The 20831-nt window shown below is 54.5% G+C and carries 14 protein-coding genes; all 14 read left to right on the top strand.

The genetic code is table 11. The features are described 5' to 3' along the window. The first annotated feature begins 67 nt into the window (after nt 1-67). The 14 genes from glgB (at nt 68) to cydC (ending at nt 20798) form a co-directional block, all read left to right on the top strand. Nucleotides 68-1972: a 1,4-alpha-glucan branching protein GlgB gene (glgB, locus tag QTL79_RS07835; RefSeq protein WP_346354407.1), complete on the top strand. Its 1905-nt coding sequence runs from the start codon at nt 68-70 to the stop codon at nt 1970-1972. Nucleotides 1973-2018: 46 nt separating this feature from the next. Beyond that, entirely contained in the window at nt 2019-3374 is a 1356-nt protein-coding gene (locus tag QTL79_RS07830) for a glucose-1-phosphate adenylyltransferase (RefSeq protein ID WP_346354406.1), read from the top strand. Then, a complete protein-coding gene (glgD, locus tag QTL79_RS07825) occupies nt 3371-4489 on the top strand; it encodes a glucose-1-phosphate adenylyltransferase subunit GlgD (protein WP_346354405.1) in 1119 nt (372 codons plus the stop codon). The genes QTL79_RS07830 and glgD overlap by 4 nt, the downstream gene beginning before the upstream one ends. Before the next feature lies 1 nt (nt 4490). Further along, nucleotides 4491-5954: a glycogen synthase GlgA gene (gene glgA, locus QTL79_RS07820; protein ID WP_346354404.1), complete on the top strand. Its 1464-nt coding sequence runs from the start codon at nt 4491-4493 to the stop codon at nt 5952-5954. Nucleotides 5955-6080: 126 nt separating this feature from the next. Then, entirely contained in the window at nt 6081-9545 is a 3465-nt protein-coding gene (locus tag QTL79_RS07815) for a bifunctional glycogen debranching protein GlgX/4-alpha-glucanotransferase (protein ID WP_346354403.1), read from the top strand. 122 nt (nt 9546-9667) lie between these two features. Beyond that, on the top strand, nt 9668-10108 hold the full coding sequence (locus QTL79_RS07810; RefSeq protein WP_346354402.1) for an RrF2 family transcriptional regulator: 441 nt from the start codon (nt 9668-9670) through the stop codon (nt 10106-10108). After that, complete coding sequence (locus tag QTL79_RS07805) at nt 10101-11483, top strand: cytochrome ubiquinol oxidase subunit I (RefSeq protein WP_346354401.1); 1383 nt, start codon at nt 10101-10103, stop codon at nt 11481-11483. The genes QTL79_RS07810 and QTL79_RS07805 overlap by 8 nt, the downstream gene beginning before the upstream one ends. Then, nucleotides 11474-12481, top strand: coding sequence for a cytochrome d ubiquinol oxidase subunit II (cydB, locus tag QTL79_RS07800; protein ID WP_346354400.1), 1008 nt, complete (start codon nt 11474-11476; stop codon nt 12479-12481). Before QTL79_RS07805 ends, cydB begins: the two co-directional genes overlap by 10 nt. 222 nt (nt 12482-12703) lie before the next feature. Further along, on the top strand, nt 12704-12940 hold the full coding sequence (locus tag QTL79_RS07795) for a hypothetical protein (protein WP_346354399.1): 237 nt from the start codon (nt 12704-12706) through the stop codon (nt 12938-12940). A 172-nt stretch (nt 12941-13112) separates the two neighbouring features. After that, nucleotides 13113-14459 carry an anaerobic C4-dicarboxylate transporter gene (locus QTL79_RS07790; protein WP_346354398.1) on the top strand — a complete coding sequence of 449 codons (1347 nt, stop codon included), beginning with the start codon at nt 13113-13115 and terminating at the stop codon, nt 14457-14459. Nucleotides 14460-14589: 130 nt separating this feature from the next. Next, nucleotides 14590-15723: a L,D-transpeptidase gene (locus QTL79_RS07785; RefSeq protein WP_346354397.1), complete on the top strand. Its 1134-nt coding sequence runs from the start codon at nt 14590-14592 to the stop codon at nt 15721-15723. Between the two features lie 140 nt (nt 15724-15863). Beyond that, on the top strand, nt 15864-17267 hold the full coding sequence (locus tag QTL79_RS07780) for an amino acid permease (RefSeq protein WP_346354396.1): 1404 nt from the start codon (nt 15864-15866) through the stop codon (nt 17265-17267). Nucleotides 17268-17349: 82 nt separating this feature from the next. Then, a complete protein-coding gene (gene cydD / locus QTL79_RS07775) occupies nt 17350-19089 on the top strand; it encodes a thiol reductant ABC exporter subunit CydD (protein WP_346354395.1) in 1740 nt (579 codons plus the stop codon). Further along, nucleotides 19071-20798, top strand: coding sequence for a thiol reductant ABC exporter subunit CydC (gene cydC, locus QTL79_RS07770; RefSeq protein ID WP_346354394.1), 1728 nt, complete (start codon nt 19071-19073; stop codon nt 20796-20798). The genes cydD and cydC overlap by 19 nt, the downstream gene beginning before the upstream one ends. Nucleotides 20799-20831 lie beyond the last annotated feature (33 nt).

Here is a 20831-nt window from a genome sequence, read left to right as displayed (position 1 = left end):
AATCGCTGCGACGATCGTTTTTTTAGAAATAATGCCGCGTGCGGCAAACTGCAAAGGAGGCGGTGAGATGGTTTTTAAACCGGCACCCCTTGACAAGGAAACGATCTACTTGTTTAACAAAGGCTGCAACTATCAAAGTTACCGCTTGCTTGGCGCACATCTGCTGGAGCAAAAAGGCGTAAAGGGCGTCCGCTTCGTTGTCTGGGCACCCAACGCCAGATCCGTGCGGGTCGTAGGGGAATTTAACGCGTGGAACGGCGAACGGCATGTGATGAGCAAAGTGGCGGGGGCCGGACTCTGGAGCCTCTTCGTACCGGAGCTGGAAGCGGGCGTGCAGTACAAGTATGATGTGGAAAAGGCGGACGGTTGGCGCTGGCTGAAATCCGATCCCTATGCGTTCTGGTCGGAAATGCGCCCCGGGACCGCTTCGGTTGTCTATGAACTCGGCAACTATGAATGGAACGATGAAGAATGGCAGACGGCAAAGCAAGAGAGTAGCCCGTATGAAAAACCGATGCTCATTTATGAAGTGCATCTCGGTTCCTGGCGGCGCACGCCGGAGGGAGAGCCGCTGAATTGTCGCGATATCGGCGATTTGCTGCCGGCGTATGCAGCGGAAATGGGCTACACGCATATCGAGCTGTTGCCGGTCGTCGAGCATCCGTTTGACGGATCCTGGGGTTACCAGGCTACGGGCTATTACTCCTTCACCAGTCGCTACGGGAGCCCGGAAGATTTCATGTATCTGGTAGACAAGTGTCACCAACATGGTCTTGGCGTGATCCTCGATTGGGTACCGGGGCATTTTTGCAAGGACGATCATGGTCTACGCCTCTTTGACGGCACGCATTGTTATGAGCCGGAATGCAGCGTTAAAGGGGAGAACCAGGGCTGGGGAACGTCTAATTTTGATTACGGCCGCACGCAGGTGCAAAGTTTTTTGATCTCAAATGCGATCTTCTGGCAGGACGTTTATCATATCGATGGTTTTCGGGTTGACGCCGTTTCCAATATCCTCTATCTGGATTATGGGCGCGAAGACGGCGAATGGCTGCCGAACCGCTACGGCGGCAACGGCAATCTGGAGGGGATCGCCTTTCTCCGTCATCTCAACGCGATCATCTTTCAATACTATCCGAAAGCGTTGATGATGGCGGAAGAATCGACGTCGTGGCCGATGGTATCGTGGCCGACGGACACCGGCGGACTCGGTTTCAACTTCAAGTGGAACATGGGCTGGATGAACGATATGCTGCGCTATATGGAGACCGATCCGATCCATCGCAAATGGTATCATCAGTTGGTGACGTTTTCCTTCATGTACGCTTTTTCCGAGAACTATATTCTCGCGTTGTCGCATGATGAAGTGGTGCATGGGAAGCGCTCCCTGCTCAATAAAATGCCCGGCGACTACTGGCAGAAATTCGCCAATCTGCGTGCGTTCTATGGTTATTGGCTGGCGCATCCGGGCAAAAAGCTGCTCTTCATGGGCGGCGAAATCGGCCAATTTATCGAGTGGGATGACAAAGCCAGCTTGGACTGGCATTTACTTGAACACGAGATGCATCATCGTCTGCAAACCTATTGCCGGGATTTGAATTATTTTTACCGGGGGCAGTCGGCGTTATGGCAAAAAGACTTTGACTGGAGCGGTTTTTATTGGATTGATTGCAGCGACTACCAGCAAAGCATCATCGTTTTTGCCAGGCGTTCGCCAAAGACCGGAGAGACCTTGTTGGTCGTCTGCAACTTCACGCCCGAAGTGCGTTATGATTATCGGATCGGTGTGCCGGAACTGGCTTCTTACGAGGAAGTTTTCAACAGCGATCGTAAAGAATACGGCGGTGCAGGTGAGACGAACGAAGTCTTGCAGGCCGAAAAACTAAAGTGGCAGAACCAGCCCTATTCTCTGCGCCTTAAACTGCCGCCGCTCGCAACGTTGTATTTGCGGGCCCAAAAGCAGAAGGGCTAAGAGATGAAGGAAATGCAATAGATTAAGGTGAGGGGAGAGGCAGACTATGCATAAGAAGAAATGTATGGCCATGTTGCTGGCGGGAGGGCAAGGAAGCCGGCTCGGCATCCTGACGCAAAAGATTGCTAAGCCGGCCGTGCCGTTCGGCGGCAAGTTTCGCATCATCGATTTTACGCTGAGCAACTGTTATAATTCCGGCATCGATACGGTAGGCGTCTTGACGCAGTATAAGCCCTTGGCCTTGAACAGTTATATCGGCATCGGCAGCGCCTGGGATCTCGATCGTCAGCATGGCGGCGTGTTTGTCCTGCCGCCGTACGTCAAAGAGCAAGGCGGCGAATGGTATAAGGGGACGGCCGATGCGATCTGTCAGAATCTGAATTTCATCGATCGTTTCAATCCGGAGAATGTCCTGATTTTGTCGGGCGACCATATCTATAAGATGGATTATTCGCTGATGCTGGAATACCATGTGACGAAAGAAGCGGATGCGACGATCGCCGTTATCGAGGTTCCCTGGGAAGAAACCAGCCGTTTCGGGATCATGAACACCGATGCGGAGAAGCGGATCGTCGAGTTTGAAGAGAAGCCGAAAGAGGCGAAAAGCAATCTCGCTTCGATGGGCATCTACATCTTCAACTGGAAGGCGCTACGCCGCCAGCTGCTCGAAGACGAGGCAAATCCGGCTTCGAGTCACGACTTCGGCAAAGATGTGATTCCGAAAATGCTGCGTGAAAACATGAAAATGGTGGCTTACCCCTTCAGTGGCTACTGGAAGGATGTCGGGACCGTTGAAAGCTACTGGGAAGCCAATATGGACCTTTTGGATGAAGACTCCGCATTACGCCTATATGACCGGTCTTGGCGGATTTATTCCGTCAACCCGCCAAGACCGCCGCATTATATGGCGGCCGGCTCGAGAGTCAAGAACTCGATTGTCAGCGAAGGCTGTATGGTATTTGGTGAAGTGGAAAATTCGATCATATTTCCCGATGTCTATATCGGCAAAGGGGTGAAAATAAAAAACTCGATCATCATGGCCGGCGTGCATATCGAAGATCAGGTCAGCATTGACAAGGTAATCGTCGGTCGCAAGACGCTGGTCAGAACGGGAGCGCAGATCGGTGCGCCGTGCCAGGACGGCAGGCAGGAGATTCTTGTCGTGTCGGGGGACATCATCGTACCGGCGCACAGCCAGGTGACCGCCAATTTATCGACCGGCCGCAGCAGCAGTGAAGAAGAGGACGACGACCTGAACGCAGGGGGATCAATGCCGGTAAAAATGGCGCCAAATGAAATCGTTAAAATGCCACCCCAACATTTAAAAATCGTAAAAAAGCCGGGCCTTCCGGTCGAACATCGTACAAATAAGGACGGCGGCAGTGGGGGGGAGAAGCAATGATGGACATGATGGGCATCATCAACATGAATGAAGCGGAAGATTATTTGGGCGATATTACGAGGGTCAGACCGCTGGCGGCAGTTCCTTACGGCGGGCGATACCGTCTCGTCGACTTTACGTTGTCGAACATGGTGAATTCCGGTATCGATAACGTGGGGATTTTTATCCAGCATAAATACCGTTCGTTGATGGATCATTTGCGCTCCGGCAAAGAGTGGGATCTGGCGCGCAAGCGGGACGGGCTGTTTATTTTGCCGCCCGCATATTCTAAATTGCCGATGCAGATGCACCGCGGCGACGTGGAGAATTTATATGCGAATCTGGATTATATCTCGCAAAGCCGGCAAAAGTATGTGGTGATTTCGGGCGCCAATATGATCTGTAATTTCGATTTTCGCGAGGTGCTGGAATTTCACAAACGAACCGGCGCCGATATTACCGCGATGTACGGCGAAGCGGATTGCGACGCTGCGGACTGCAGCAAGTCACATGTTTTGGAAACCGATGCCGAAGGACGGGTGACCGACATCCGCGAATTTGAAGCGATCAAAGGCTGCCGCAAGATGGCGATGGAAGTCTTCGTGATGGAAAAAGCACTGCTTGTCGAGATGATCAACGAATGCATTTCACGCGGCGACTATGACTTCATTAAGCATTGCGTGATTAAAAATTGTCAGCGTTTGAAAATTTTCGGTTTTCATCATCCGGGCTATGTCGGGCGAATCATTTCGCTGCAGAGCTATTTTCAGCACAGCATGGCGCTGTTGCAGCCTGCCATCTGGCGCGAACTGTTTTTCAAGAGCGGTTTGGTTTATACGAAGGTTAAGGACGAACCGCCGTCCAAATACGGGGCAACAGCGGACGTGTCCAATTCATTGGTTGCCGGCGGCTGCCATCTCGAAGGCCGCGTGGAAAACAGCATTTTGTTTAGAGGAGTCAAGGTGCATAAAGGCGCCTATGTGAAAAACAGCATCATTATGCAACAGGGCGTGATTGAAGCGGGCGTAGTGCTTGATAATGTCATCTGCGATAAATCGGTTCGCGTTACGGCCGGTAAACAGTTGAAGGGAGAGAGCAATTATCCGCTGGTAATCAAAAAGGGGAGAGTGATCTGAGATGACTAAGGTTCTGTTTGTGGCCGCCGAAGCGGTTCCTTTCGCCAAAACGGGAGGTTTGGGAGACGTGATAGGCTCCCTGCCGAAAGAGCTGCGTCAGAAAGGTCTCGACGTCAGAGTAATCCTGCCTAAATATCAGGACATTCCTGCTTCGTTTCAGGAACAGATGACGTTAAAAGCCGAATTCACGGTGCCGGTCGGCTGGCGCCAACAATATTGCGGCATCTATATGCTCGAATATCAGGGCATCACATTTTACTTTGTCGACAATGAATATTACTTCAAACGGCATGGCTTTTACGGCTACGGCGACGATGCCGAGCGCTTCGCCTTTTTCAGTCGTGCGGTACTGGAAGGGCTCGACAAGATCGATTTCATGCCCGAAGTCCTGCACTGCCATGATTGGCATGCGGCCGTAGTGCCGGTACTGCTGAAGGCGAATTATGCCGAGCGTCCCGAGTATCAAGGCGTAAAAACCGTATTCACGGTGCATAACCTGCGTTATCAAGGCGTTTTTCCGCAGGTGGTTATGGCGGATATCTTGGGACTCGAGTGGCAGTATTTTCAGCCGGACGGTCTCGAGTTTTTCGATGCGGTCAACTATATGAAGGGCGGTCTGGCCTACGCCGATCGCATCACGACGGTAAGCCGTACCTATGCGCAGGAGATTCAGGATCCGTTTTACGGCGAGCAGCTTGACGGCTTATTGCGTAAGCGTCGGGAAGATCTGAGCGGCATCACGAATGGTATTGATTATGATGATTACAATCCAGCCGTCGACAAAGCGCTTTTTGTCAACTATGATGCAAGCTGCATCGAAAAACGCCGCGAGAATAAGAGTAAGCTGCAACAGCAACTGAAGTTACCGGTCAAGGACGTGCCGCTGATTGCGGTGGTTTCAAGGCTGGTCGGGCCAAAGGGCATGGATCTGGTAGAATATGCGCTGAATGACATGGTGAAGCATTTGCGCCAGACCGGTCAGGAGAAATATGGCGTACAGTTTGTCGTCGTCGGAACCGGCGAAGCGCGCTATGAAAATTTCTTTAAATATCTGGCCTGGCAATTCCCCGGAAAACTGTCGGCCAACATCATCTTTGACGATCGCCTGGCGCGGCAAGTCTATGCGGGCGCTGATCTCTTCCTGATGCCGTCGCTCTATGAGCCATGCGGCATCGGACAATTGATCGCCATGCGTTACGGTTGCTTGCCGATCGTGCGCGAAACCGGCGGCCTGAAGGATACCGTGACGCCTTACAACAGCCATACCGGCGAAGGAACCGGTTTCAGCTTCGCCAACTACAATGCGCATGAGCTAATGGAAACGATGGAGCGGGCGCTCGAGCTTTATGAAGACCGGCCTACCTGGGAAAAGATCATCAAGAATGCGATGCAGCGCAATTTCAGCTGGCAAGAGTCGGCCAGGCAGTACCAGGAAGTCTATGCGGAAATCGCAGGTAAAAAGTAAGCGTGTGAGAAATAAAAGAACACAGAGATGGGCAGTCGGAAAAGGACAATGGCTTTTTGCGCTTTCCTTCGCTCTGTGTTCTTTGCACATCAAAGAAGATGTCAGGCAAGACTAGGGGGTGTCCGGATGAAAAGCGAACAAATCATGCACGATTCGCAGGTCGGCTTTTACCGCAGTCCGTTTGGCGCAGTACCCTGCGGCGAAGTCGTAATCCTGCGCCTTGAAGTGGCGACGCAGCTGAAGACGAAAGAAGTAAAGCTGCGCATTTGGCAAGACGGCGTCGGTGAGAGACTGCTGCCGCTCATCTTAAAAGAAGACGGCAAGCAAAAGCGCCTTTATGAAGTGCGGTTGACGTTGCCGGAGCAACCCTGCCTGCTTTGGTACTATTTCATTATTACGAATGCCGAGCGGACGATTTACTACGGCAACCAAGCCGACCTGCTGGGCGGCGTTGGCCAGGTCTGGGAGCAAGATCCGGCCTCTTTTCAAATCTCGGTGCATATGCCTGCGTTGGCTACGCCCGATTGGTACAAAGACGCGGTCATGTACCAAATCTTCCCGGATCGTTTTTGCAACGGTGAACCGTCCGGCAAGGTGCAGAATCCGAAACAGGGCAGCCTGCTTCATTCGCATTGGGATAACACGCCGTATTATGTGCGGGATCCGGAAACGAAACGGATCGTTGCGTATGATTTTTTCGGCGGCAATTTGAAAGGGATCCGCAAACGTCTGCCGTATTTAAAAGAGCTGGGCATCAGCGTCATTTATCTGAATCCGATATTCGCTTCACCGAGCAATCATCGCTATGATGTCGGCGATTACAAGAATATCGATCCGATGCTCGGCGACAATGAAGAGTTCGCAGAACTATGCGAAGCCGCGAAAGAAATGGGCATCTACATCCTTTTGGATGGCGTCTTCAGCCACACCGGCAGCGACAGCATTTACTTCAATAAGGACGAACACTACCCGGGACCGGGCGCGTATCAGTCCGTGCAGTCGCCGTATTACAAATGGTATCGTTTCTACGATTATCCGAATAAATATGAATGCTGGTGGGGCGTTGACACGCTGCCGAATGTCGAAGAACTCGAACCGTCCTATATGGATTACATTATCGAAGATCAGGACAGCGTCATCCGTCATTGGCTCAAGCTGGGAGCCAAAGGCTGGCGACTCGACGTAGCCGATGAACTGCCGGATATGTTCATCAAGAAGATTCACCGCGTGATGAAGGAAACCGATCCCGACTCCGTCCTGATTGGCGAGGTGTGGGAAGATGCGTCGCGCAAGCATAGCTATGGGCAGCTGCGTCAATATCTGCACGGCGATGAACTGGACAGTACGATGAATTATCCGTTTCGCAAAGCGGTGATGGAATTCCTGCTCGGGCATGCCGATGCGAAACAGACGCACCGCCTGCTGATGAGTCTGTATGAAAATTATCCGAAAGAGATATTCTATGCGCTGATGAACCTAATCGGCAGTCATGACGTGCCGCGCATCATGACGCTGCTCGGCGAAGCGCCGGAACAGGACAGCCTGACCAGTCTGGAACAGTCGAGATACCGTTTGCCGCTCGTCAGACGAAAGTTGGCGATGGCGCGCTTGAAACTCTTGCTCATTTGGCAGATGACGTTTCCTGGTGTGCCGTCGATCTATTACGGCGATGAAGTCGGTTTGGAGGGCTTTAAGGATCCGTTCAACAGAGGAACTTATCCCTGGGGCAAGGAACACGAGGAACTGCTCGATTGGCACAAGCTGATCGTGGCGCTGCGCAACCGTTATGCGGTCTTTAGGACAGGCGAATGGGTCTCGCTGCCCGCGCATAAAGACGTCTACGCTTATGTGCGTCAAATCGTCAACGGGCGGGATGCTTTCGGCCAGGTGAGAGACGATAATACCGCGCTGATCCTGCTTAACCGCCATGTCTTGAGTGCGATCACGGTCAAGCTCGATCTGCGCAGCTGGTGTCGCGGCAGCATGAAAGACCTGTTGGATGAAAGCAGCGAGTACAAGATCGAAGGCGGTTGCCTCACGCTTACGCTAAAGCCACTGGAAGGCAAGGTCTTGCTGCAATTGGAAAAATGCAGCTTTGACCGCGCTTGCGGCGTATTGCTGCACCCGACATCGCTGCCGGGAAAATTCGGCAGCGGCGATATGGGAAAAGAGGCTTATGAATTCGTAGATTTTCTGCATGCGGCCGGGCAAAAATTATGGCAGGTGCTGCCGCTAAATCCGGTCGGTTTCGGGCAGTCGCCGTATCAGTGTCCCTCGGCTTTTGCCGGCAATCCGCTCTTGATTTCTCTGGGCCGCTTGGTCAGTAAAGGCTTGCTGAGCAGCAGCGACCTAAAGACGAGCGAGGAATTCGATCCAGACCGCGTCGATTTTGACCGCACTGCAGCGCTGCGCGAAACGCTGCTGCGCAAGGCGTACGAGAGCTTTCCCAAGCATCCGATGCCGGATGATTATGTGTCGTTTGTTGCGGACCAGCATGGCTGGCTGAAAGACTATGCGCTTTTCATGGCGCTTAAAAAACAGTTTCCCGGCCTGCCCTGGACGCAGTGGCCGGGCGGGTTGGCTGAGCGGGATGAAGCGGCGCTGGAGCGCTGGGCCGCGGAACTGGCGGCGGAGATGGAATACCATTATTTCTGCCAATACGTCTTTTTCCACCAATGGCAAGCGCTACGCGTTTATGCGAACAGGAAAGGCATTCAGATCGTCGGCGACCTGCCGATCTTTGTCGCACATGACAGCAGCGACGTCTGGGCCAATCAGAAACTGTTCGAACTGAGCGCGGATGGACGGGCGGCCAAGGTTGCTGGGGTACCACCCGATTATTTCAGCGCGACCGGGCAATTATGGGGCAATCCACATTATCGTTGGACGGAAATGGCCAAGGATGAATATCATTGGTGGCGTGAACGCTTTCGCGTACTCCTGCAGCTGGTCGATATCATACGAGTCGATCACTTCAGGGGCTTTGAGGCCTATTGGGAAGTGGACGGCAAAGAGAAGACCGCGGTGGTTGGAAACTGGCGCAAGGGACCCGGGGCGGAGTTTTTCCGCGTCGTGCAGAATCATTTCGGCGAACTGCCGCTGATTGTAGAAGATTTGGGCGTGATCACGCCGGAGGTTCAAGACCTGAAGCATGCGTTCAATTTCCCCGGCATCCAGGTGCTTCACTTTTCCTTTGTCCTCGCGGACAACGGGCGCTGCCATCCGGTCATCTGCCCGCGTAACAGCGTGACGTACAGCGGAACACACGACAATGACACTACTTGGGGCTGGTTCGTCGAACTGATGGAAGAGGAACCGCTGCTGGCCGAGGCGATCCGTCGCGAAGTCGGCGCAGCGCCCGATGCTACCGCGCGCGAGGTATGCTGGTCGCTGATCGAATATGCCTATGCCGGTAATGCAAACACCGTGATCATTCCGATGCAGGACCTGCTGCGACTGGAGTCGAATACGCGCATGAATACGCCGGGCACGGTGGGCGGCGAAAACTGGCGCTGGCGCTGTCGCGACGAATATCTGACCGCGCATTTACAAAGCCAGATGGCCGCATTGGCCAAAGCATACCAACGTTAAAAAAAGGCATGCATGAATCTTGTTCGTGCATGCCTTTTTAAGAAAAAACAGTTGACGAAAAAGCAAGAGCGCGATAGAATTTAATTAATACTATACCGGTGCGGTATGAAAAGGGGTAGAGCATGCAATTGAATCAGGCGACGGACTATGGTTTTCGCGTCGTACTTTATCTGAGTTGCCGGCCTCCGGGCAGCATTATCAGCGGGCAAGTGATTGCTCAGGAACAAAGAATTCCGGTTCGTTTCCTGCAAAAAATCATGCGACAACTGACCTTAGCGGGTCTGACGCGATCGTATCGCGGCATCGAAGGCGGCTTTGCATTACTGAAAGCGCCGCAGGAAATCAGTTTGCTTGACGTCGTGACTGCGATGGAGGGGCCGGTGTCCATCCAGCGCTGTCTGGAAGATACGGCGGAATGCAGTCGACAGTGCGCGAATCATTGTTCCGTGCATCGAGCGCTCGATCGAGTGCAGCAAACGCTGCTCGACGGTTTGACGGCAGTGACGTTTGACCGCCTCGCGGCGGAAGAAATGGCAAAAAAGGAGGAAAACAAGGATGAGTGAAGTGTTATTGGCTCGCTGGCAGTTCGGCATCACATCAACGTACCATTTTCTTTTTGTCCCCCTTACCTTGGGGTTGTCGATTCTGCTGGCCATTATGGAAACGATGTATGTCCGGACCGGAAACCCGTTGTACAAGAAAATGACGCAATTTTGGGGCAAACTGTTTTTAGTGAATTTCGCGATGGGGGTCGTGACGGGGATTGTTCAGGAGTTCCATTTCGGCATGAACTGGGCGGAGTATTCGCGCTTCATGGGCGATATTTTCGGCGCGCCGCTCGCACTCGAAGCACTGACGGCCTTTTTTCTTGAATCGACGTTCCTTGGCCTGTGGATCTTTGGCTGGGATCGGCTGTCGCCGCGTCTGCATGCCGCCTGCATCTGGCTGGTGGCGTTTGGCAGCAATCTCTCGGCTTTTTGGATTCTGGTCGCCAACTCGTTCATGCAATCGCCGGCCGGCTATGTCATTCAAAATGGCCGTGCCGAAATGGTTGATTTTACCGCGCTGCTTACCAATAAATATGTTTGGGGACAATTTCCGCACACGCTGTTGGCGGGACTTGTTACCGCCGGTATCTTTATCAGCGCGATTAGCGCATATTACCTTCTGAAGGGACGCTACCAGGATTTGGCGAAAGCGTCGATGCAGATCAGTCTGACCTGTCTGCTGGTTGCGGCATTGGCAACCGCTGCGAGCGGCCACTTGCAGGCGCAATATGTCGGCAAGCAGCAACCGATGAAACTGGCGGCGATCGAAGCGCTTTGGGAATCGGCCGATCCGGCGCCGTTCGGCATTGTGGCTGTGATTGACGAACAGGCGCAAAAAAACACGTTTGAAATCAATGTTCCTGCCTTTCTCTCGCTGTTGGTCTACGACAAGCCCTCCGGTGAAATCAAAGGAATAAAGGAAATGCAATTGCTTTCGGAACAAAAATACGGGCCGGGCAACTACATTCCGCAGGTGACGCCTCTTTTCTGGAGCTTTAGAATCATGGCTGGAGCGGGCGTGCTGATGATCCTGCTCGGTGCAAGCGGTCTGTGGCTTTGGTATCGCAATAAATTGGCCGAAACGCCGCTTTACTTGAAGATCATGCTTTGGAGTCTGCCGCTGCCGTACCTGGCAAATTCCTGCGGCTGGTTTGTCACTGAAGCGGGACGCCAGCCTTGGATAGTCGTCGGTTTGCAAAAAGTCAGCCAGGCGGCTTCCACGAATGTGACCAGTGCGGAAATCTGGTTTTCGATGATCGGTTTTACGTTGATTTACGGCGTGTTGGCAATGGCGGCCGTATATCTGACGCGCAAGTTCATCTTAAAAGGGCCGGATGATGCTGCTGCAGCGGTAGTGCCGGAAGAGAAGGAGGCGGTATTATGGAACTGAACATCATTTGGTTCATCTTGGTGGGCGTTCTGTTTACAGGTTTCTTTTTCTTGGAAGGTTTTGATTATGGCGTCGGGATGCTCTTGCCGTTCATCGGCAAGAATGACGTCGAGCGGCGCATGGTGATCAACACCATCGGACCGGTCTGGGATGGCAATGAAGTGTGGATGATCACGGCTGGCGGAGCGCTGTTCGCCGCGTTTCCACACGTCTATGCGACGCTTTTCAGCGGTTTTTACCTGGCGCTCTTTTTGATGCTGCTGGCGCTGATCCTGCGCGGCGTGGCGTTCGAGTTCCGCAGCAAGGATGAGAATCCTGTCTGGCGCAGCTGCTGGGACTGGTGCATTTTCATCGGCAGCGCCGTGCCGGCGTTGCTTTGGGGCGTCGCGGTTTCCAATCTGATCAAAGGGGTGCCGATCAATGCGAAGATGCAATATGTGGGGACTTTCTTTGATTTACTGAATCCGTACACGTTGCTGGGGGGAGCCGCTTTTCTTCTGGTCTTCCTCTTTCACGGCGCACTCTTCTTAAGCCTTAAGCTGGAAGAAGGACCGCTAGTAACGCGGGTCATTGCTGCGGCAAGACGCATTGGCGTGCTGACCGCCGTGGTGTTTTTGAGCTGGGTCGTCTTGGGTTACTCGAATACCGACCTCTTCCAAAGTACCTTGGCTGCTGCGGCGCTCTGGGGCGCAGTCGCGGTTTTCCTCGTCGGCTATATCGGCAGTTGGGTGGATCGGCCGGGCATCGGCTTTGTCGCCAGCGGCGGCGCGATCATCCTGACGACATTGGCGGTCTTTGCCGGATTGTTCCCGCGCCTGATGGTCTCTAGTCTCAATCCGAACTGGAGCCTGACGATTTACAATGCGTCCTCTACACCGTATACGCTGTCCTTGATGACCTGGGCGGCGGCGCTGATGGTGCCGATCGTCTTGATTTACCAGGGCTGGAGTTACTGGATCTTCCGCAAACGGGTCACCGCCAAGCATCTGGAATATTAAAGAGCAAACCGCTGCACAGCGTAACACTGTTGCAGCGGTTTTTCTTTTAGTTTTTTAAGCGGCAGATAACGAAAAAGCAAAAGAAACTTACATAAAGCGAAGTTTGAAGAAAAATGAAAAAATGGAGCAGGGGAATGCAAGAAAAAAGAGAAATCTTTCATCTGAAACGAGTGTTCATCGGCTGCGCGGATGGGCAAAATCGAAAGTGAAAGGTTGAGTAGCGTGAAGGAACTGTTTAAACAAGCTGTTTTGGCAGGGCGATTCGAGGACGCATACCCTCTGTTTTGCAGTATGGATTTTTTAGTGGCGAGCGGCATCTTAGTCGGCCTGACGGCGCGCGATGCCAACCAGCGGCCGCTGCATTTCGTCGAGTATCTGACGCAGCGTCAGGACAGCCGGCGTATGCGACAATTGTACAGCGCACTTGCGCAGGGCTGCTACAAACAAGGCGTCTCGTAAAGGACGCACAATTAATGCTCGTCTTACGCGAACATTAAAATACTGTTTATGAACAGTAACGTTTAAAAAACTTAAAAAACGTGGAAGCATGTGAATTTTCGCGCTATCATTAGGCAAACGTTTGGTACAAATAGATGCCTAATGGATTTGCGAAGGAGGATTCATACTTATCATGCTTATATTAGAGTTTATCGTGATTCTGGCCTGCCTATTGCTGGGCACGCGCTTCGGCGGCATGGGGCTTGGACTGATCAGCGGCATCGGGTTGTTTATTCTTTCTTTTGGTTTTGGTCTTCAACCGGGAAAACCGCCGGTAGACGTAATGCTGACGATTATGTCGGTTATTGCCTGTGCTTCGGTGCTGCAAACGGCAGGCGGTCTTAATGTCATGATGCAGTTTGCGGAACGCTTACTGCGCAAACATCCATCGTACATCACGATTTTAGCGCCGGTTACGACCTGGACGCTGACGTTTTTGTGTGGTACGGGCCATGTCGTTTATACGATGTTTCCGATTATTTATGACATTGCAATCAATAAGAACATCCGACCGGAACGACCGATGGCGGTCGCTTCGGTAGCATCGCAGATGGGGATTTGCGCGTCGCCGGTATCGGTCGCGGTCGTCTCGATGGTTACGATTTTGGCGCAGGCGCACGGTTTCGGCAAGGCGATCGGCCTTTTGGAACTGCTCTCTGTTGCGGTTCCGGCATCGTTTGCCGGTGTTTTAATGGCGGCGCTTTGGAGTCTGCGGCGCGGCAAAGATCTGGACAAGGATGAAGAGTTCCAGGAAAAACTGAAGGATGCGGAACTGAAGGAATATATTTACGGCGGCACGGAGAATACTTTATTGAACAAAGTGTTCCCTAAGGAAGCGTACTGGGCGACCGGCATTTTCTTTGCCACGATCGCGGTGGTCGTCGTGCTTGGCGCGTTTGCCGATCTGCGGCCGCATTTCGGACCGCCCGGCAAGATTCAACCGCTCTCGATGAATCTCGTGATTCAGATGCTGATGCTGATTGCCGGCGCCGTCATCTTGATGGCCTGCAAGGTCGTGCCGCGGGAAGTACCGAACGGGGCGATCTTCAAGGCCGGCATGGTCGCGGTTATTTCCGTCTTCGGCGTAGCCTGGATGGCGGACACTTTCTTTGAATCACATTTTAAGCTGTTAAAAGAAGTCTTGGCTGGCGTCGTGGCGACAAAGCCGTGGACGTATGCAATCGTCTTGTTCTTGGTATCGAAACTGGTTAACAGCCAGGCGGCCGCGTTGGCTGCGATTGCGCCGATGGGCATCAGCCTGGGCGTTGACCCCAAAATTATGGTGGCCTTTTTCCCGGCGGCGTACGGTTATTTCGTACTGCCGACGTACCCGAGCGATCTGGCCTGCATCGGTTTTGACCGTTCCGGCACGACGCGCATTGGAAAGTTCATCATCAATCATAGCTTTATCATCCCGGGTTTGATCGGCGTCGCAACCGGCTGTGCGACCGGTTTCCTGCTCTCTAAGATATTACTGTAGTCAGAAGAAGGGCCTGTCTCGAATACAGAGATAGGCTCTTCTTTTCGATTCGGACGTCCATTGCAGGAAGGCGGGCGTGCGTCGGCGAATAGGGGTAAGCAGAAGTGCAGGAAAAAGGAGGGCAGCGGACTTGCAGGAAGAAGAGGAATTTTATCTTTCGCGTCGGGCGACGCGTGCCCGGCGCAAGCGTTTTAGCCGCGCGCGCCTTTGGAATCGCCTGTTGCTGCTGGGGCTGGTCGTTAGTTTAGGTTTATTGGCCGGAGGCGGCTTTTGGTTTTGGCAGCATCGGGAGCCGCAGACGGCACCGCCGCCAAGTGTGACGAGGGAAAGTGCGGGGTTGTCGCTGCGGGAAACGCGGGCGGCGACGCCGCTTCTTTTGCCGCCGATGAGCGTCGGCGCAAGGCAGAAAATAGTTGTCCACATCCCCAGCCGGACGCTCGACTGGTACAAGGACGGCAAACTGGTCAAGACTTACCCGGTCGCAGTTGGACGCAGGGCCAATCCGACGCCGGTCGGCGTGTTCACGGTCTTTCAAAAAGAGGTCAATCCCTGGTGGTATCCGCCGAAAGGCAGCCGTCCGGTTGCTTCGGGGCCGAATAATCCGCTTGGTTATCGCTGGCTTGGCTTTGCGCCGATGTATGGCATTCATGGAACCAATGCGCCCTGGCAGATTGGCGGCGTCGTGTCAAACGGCTGCGTAAGAATGCAGGAAGCGGATGTAGAAGAACTTTTTCCGCAGGTCGACTACGGCACGCCGGTCCGAATCGTTTATGAATTGACGAAGGTCAGCGCGGCGGCAGACGGACGCATCACGGTCGGCGTTTACCCGGATGTTTACGGCTGCCGGGGCGGGGAAAACAGCGTGCTTGACGTCATGCGGCAGCTTGCCGCGCTCGGCGTGGAGGGCTTTTTAAGCGAAGCGCAGGTGGCGGCCGTTCTTTCTTCTGCTGCCGGACGTCAGACGATGCTTGCGCGCTTGCATCGTCTGCGCGTCAACGGGAAGGACGTGAACGGTCAAATCGTAAACGTGCAGGGTCAGCTTTGGGCGCCTGCCGCGCCCCTTGCCGCGGCGCTCGGGAAAACGATCGTGTTCAATGCCGCGACGGGGCAGGTGGTCTGCGAAGGCAGCTATGCAGCGGCCGCTAAAAAAGGCAACGAGCTTTATCTGACGCTTGACGCGGCGCGCCGATTATGGGGTGGTTTATGGCTGTGGCGCGAAAAGGACAATGCCTGGGAACTCGCGGCGCCGGGGCTCGGTTTTTAAATTATTTTTGCTTGCATATCACACTTGAACGGCGTATCATGAATAGCGGACGAAAAGATATAAACAGTCGAACGATCGCCGGATACGGTGCAACGATAGTAGATGTGCTCAGGATGCGGAAAAACAAAGGGGGATGTTAGATGAAAGAGACCGGCCCACAAAATGAATTGGTGCGGGGTTTGAAAAATCGTCATCTGCAGTTGATTGCTTTGGGCGGCATCATTGGCAGCGGATATTTTCTTGGGACGGGTTATGTGATCAGCAAGGCCGGACCGGCGTCCGTACTTTCCTATTTGCTTGGCGGCCTGATCGTATTCGCCGTGATGCTCTGTTTGGGGGAACTGGCAGTGGCTGTGCCGCTCGGCAGTTCTTTCGTCACCTATGCCAAGGAATATATCTCACCGGCTTGGGCCTGCGGCGTCGGCTGGTGCTACTGGATGACATGGGTCACCTATGTCCCCTCGGAGATGATTGCCGGCGGCATCATCATGAACGGTTATTTTCCCGCGATCAGCACGATGTGGTGGGCGGTCTTATTCGGCTTGATGATCACGGTCATCAACCTTTCCTGCGTGGAAACTTTTGGTGAAATGGAATTCTGGTTGGCGCTGATCAAAGTGGTCGCGCTGATCATGTTCGTCGTACTGGGCGGACTGATCTTTTTCGGCGTGCTAGGCCAGCATACGTTTCTCGGCAGTTCGATTCTGCTTGGCGACGGCGGCTTTACGCCGAATGGTTCTTGGGCCATCTTGTTGACGATGGTTCTGATCCTCGTCAATTTTCAAGGCTCTGAGATCATTGGACTGGCGGCCGGTGAGAGCAAGAATCCGGAAAAGAGCATTCCGATGGCGATCCGCAGCATCAGTTGGCGTATCGTAGCGCTCTACCTGGTGCCGATGCTGCTCTTGGTCAGCATCTATCCCTGGAGTCAGGCCAGCCTGGAACAGAGCGTCTTTGCAGCGGCTCTCAATTCCTACGGCCTGGAGTGGGCCGGCGCGCTCTTCTCCTTCGTGGTCTTGACCGCGGCGATTTCCTGTTCCAATTCCGGTCTTTACGGCTGCAGCCGTGCGCTCTACGCGCTCTCGAAAGAAGGGATGGCGCCGGAATTTCTCGGCCGCGTCAATGCGAAGGGCGTGCCGCAGAACGCGACCGCCGCTTCCGTCCTGGCCTGCTGGGTCGGCGTTGTGGCTTATACGATCGATACCAGTTCGACGCTCTATACGTATTTATTGGCGCTCTCCGGCTTTTCCGGCGCGATTGCCTGGATATCCATCTGCTGGTGTCAGCTTAAATTTCGTCGGCGTTTGGAAGAAGCGGGCGGCGATGCGCGGCAACTTAAATTCCGTACGCCTTGGTTCCCTTACCTGACATATTTCGGTATCTGGGCGCAGGTCGCTTGTCTCGTCGTGATGGCGTTCACCGAGGATCTGCAGAATTCACTGTATCTGGGCATTCCTTTTTTGCTCGGTCCGTTTCTTTGGTATAAACTGCGGGAAGCGCGGCTGGAAAAAGCGGCGGAAATGGTACGCGACAATACGGCCTGATAAAAACGGCGGCAGACTCCGAAAGGGGTTGCCGCCATTTTGTTGAATATAAAAGACGTGAAGAAGCGAGTGGAGGATTGGCATGATAGAACCAAACTTGCTGCGTGAAGCGAAGCAGGATCGAAGGCATTTTTTTTTCTTAGCCGCCTTGAGCTTTCTCGGCGGTGTGCTGGCCGTTTTGCAGGCGGATCTGATTGCGCAAATCATTGAGCAGGTATTTTTGCACGAGCATTACCTGGCGGAAAATAAGACGAGGCTGGCTTGGTTGCTTTTAATCATGCTGCTGCGCAGCGGACACGGCTGGTGTGTGCAGCAAATGGGGCACGATCTGGCGGCCGGCGTCAAGGAACGGCTGCGCCGTCAACTTTTGCAACGATTGCTGACGTTCGGGCCTTGGGCCGCGAATGCGCGTTCGGCAGGCGACTGGGTCACGCTGCTGCAGGAGGGGATCGATAATCTGGAAGCGTACTTTTCCCGCTTTCTGCCGCAACTGGCGACGGCGGTGCTGGTGCCGCTTTGCGTGCTGCTGCGCGTAGGGCCGCTCGATACGACGAGTACGATCCTGCTTTTGATCACGGCGCCGCTGATTCCGGTCTTTATGCTGCTGATCGGGCGACGGGCCGAAGCGCTTAGCCGCAAGCAGTGGAAGACGCTGACCCGGCTCGGCGGACATTTCTTTGATGTCTTGCAGGGCCTGTTTATCTTAAAGATCTTTGGGCGCAGCAAGGAACAGGCGGCGGTGATTGCCCGTCTGAGCGCACGGTTTCGCCAGAGCAATCTGGAAGTGCTGCGTGTCGCTTTCTTATCCGCGCTTGTCCTGGAACTGGCCGCGACGATCAGCACCGCGATCGTCGCGGTGACGGTCGGGCTCCGGCTTTTGTTTGGCTGGCTTGATTTTTATCAGGCCTTGTTCGTCTTGCTGCTGGCGCCGGAGTTTTATTTGCCGCTGCGCCAACTCGGCGCGCAGTTTCATGCCGGTTTGTCCGGCAAGGCGGCGGCATTCGAGATCTTCGGTTGTCTGCAACAGACGGCAGGACGGCAAGAGGAGGGCGATTTGGAACCCGAGCTGCAGCGCATCGAGCTCGAAGTCCGGCAGATGCGTTATCAGTATGAGGCGCAACGCGGCGCAGCTTTGCAGGGGATTTCTTTTAAGCTGCGAGCCGGTGAGAGCCTTGCGCTCGTCGGCGACAGCGGTGCGGGGAAAAGTACGCTGGCAGGTTTGCTTTTGGCCTTCGACCGGCCTGAAAGCGGCGAGATCTTGGTGAACGGGTTGCCGCTCGCGGCGATTCGGCGCCAGCACTGGTTGGCGAATGTGGCCTATGTGCCGCAAAGTCCGTTCTTACTGCGGGCGTCGCTGGCTGAAAACATCGCGTTAGCCAGACCAACGGCCAGCCGCGCCGAAGTGGAAGAGGCCGCGCGTGCGGCCGGTCTGGCGCAGCTGGCAGAGGGGCTACACGAAGGATACGACACGCTGATCGGCGAAGCGGGGCGAAGCCTTAGCGGCGGCGAAGCGCGAAGGGTGGCGCTCGCCCGCGCCTTCCTGCAAGATGCCGGGTTGATCATTTTGGATGAAGCGACCGCCGGTCTTGATCCGCAGCAGGAACAGCGGATCGAAGAAACGCTGCAGGGTTTGCTGCAAGGTCGTTCAGTGCTGATCCTGGCGCACCGGATGAACACGGTCGCACGGGCCGATCGCATCTTGGTTATGGAAAAGGGTTGCGTGGTGGAAGAGGGCAGTCATGCGCAACTTCTTGCCGCGCAGGGAAAATATGCCGCGTTGGTGCGGGCGTTTCGGGGGGCAGCATGGGATATTGGGAATTGATTCGTTTGCTGGGAAGCGCCTGGCCGGTTATGCTGAGCGCGCTTTTTTTTGGCTGGGGGACGGTTGTGTCCGGGACGGGTCTGATGGTGCTGTCGGCGTATCTGATTTCGGCTGCGGCGCTGCATCCATCGGCAGCAGAATTGTCGCCGGTCATTGTCGGCGTGCGTTTTTTCGGTCTGGCGCGAGCCGTCTGCCGTTATGCGGAGCGCTATGTCTCGCACGATGCGACGTTTCGCTTGTTGGAATCGGTTCGGGTTCGCTGCTATCAAGGGCTTGAAGCGTTGCCGTGGACGCAGTTTTTGGCGCGTGATCGTGCAGACTGGCTTACGACGGTGGTCGAGGATGTTGAAATCCTGAAAGAATTTTATCTGCGCTCGCTCCTGCCGCTCGGGATTTCGCTTGCGGTGCTGGGACCAGTCTGTTATTTTCTTTTGCCGCTTGCCTGGCAGTTGCCCGCATTGATCACGACCGCCTTTCTGAGCGCCGGTCTTTTGCTGCCCTGGCTGACGAAGCAGCGGCAAAAGAAAGTCACGACCGAGTTGAGTTTGGAGCGGCTTCGCCTGCGTGAACAGATTCTGGAAACGGTGCTTGGCATGGAAAGCCTTTGGGCGGCGAACCGCTGTCAGGAACGCCAGACGCTGCTGGAACATGCCAGCCGGAGGCTGATCGAAGCGCAAAGCCGCGCGTCAAAGATTCTTGTCCGCGGTGAAAGCTACGGCAATTTGCTGCTGCAGCTGACATTCTTTTTCTTGTTGGTCTTGGGCATACTGCTGGTCGAGCAGGGGAGGTTGGCGGGCGTACACCTGGCGCCGCTGGTGCTTGGCGTGCAAAGTGCGTTCGAAGCGGTCCTGCTCTTGCCGGCAGCGGTATACTATCTGGCGGAAAGTCTGACCGCATGGCGGCGTTTGCGCGGTCTCCTGCGCTTTTCTCAGTCGAAGGAGGCTGACGCAGCGCCGCAAAGAACGCGAGTGAAAAAAGTAAGCGTAAGCGCGCTAAGCTATCGGCATGGTCCGGACGAAGCGGGCATCGAGGATATCTCTTTTTTTCTCGAACCGGGGCGACGGGTAGCGATTGTCGGGGCGAGCGGTTCAGGCAAGACGACGCTGCTCAATGTGCTGCTCGGCTTTCTGCCGAAACAAGCGGGGACGATTTCTTTGGACGGGCGAAGCGTCGCGATGCTTCCGCTGGACTCAGTAAGCTTAGTACCGCAGGCAGGCCATTTGTTTCAGGCCAGCCTGGAAGACAACATTCGTTTGGCTGAGCCGCACGCGGACGAGGCCGCGGTCGACGCTGCGGCAGCGGCTGCGCAACTGAGCGAAGTGGCGGCAGCGCTGCCGGAGGGAATGAAGACGCTTGTCGGTGCGCAAGGGAAAAGCCTGTCGGGCGGCGAGCGGCAGCGTGTCGCGCTTGCGCGCAGCTTCCTAAAAAAAGCGCCGTTTCTCATCTGGGATGAGGCGACAGTCGGCCTTGACGCGTTGCTGGAAGAAAAAGTTTTGGCGGCGCTGGATGAGGCGCAGCGAGTTTGCGGTGTGCTGCTGATAACGCATCGCTTGACGGTAGGCTTAAAAGAGGCGGATGAAATCATTCTGCTTGAGCGCGGACGGGTGGCCGAACGAGGCAGCATGCAGGAATTGCTGGGCAGGCGCAGCCTTTTCCGCCAGATGTGGCTGCAGCAGCGCGACACGCTGCCGTTTGATTTAATGCGATAAAAACAGACTGCCTGTAGGCAGTGGCTGACGTTT

The organism is Azotosporobacter soli, from assembly GCF_030542965.1.
Classification (GTDB): domain Bacteria; phylum Bacillota; class Negativicutes; order SG130; family SG130; genus Azotosporobacter; species Azotosporobacter soli.
The sequence above is the reverse complement of the archived record's forward strand: the minus strand, read 5'-3'. Positions and strand labels throughout refer to the sequence as shown.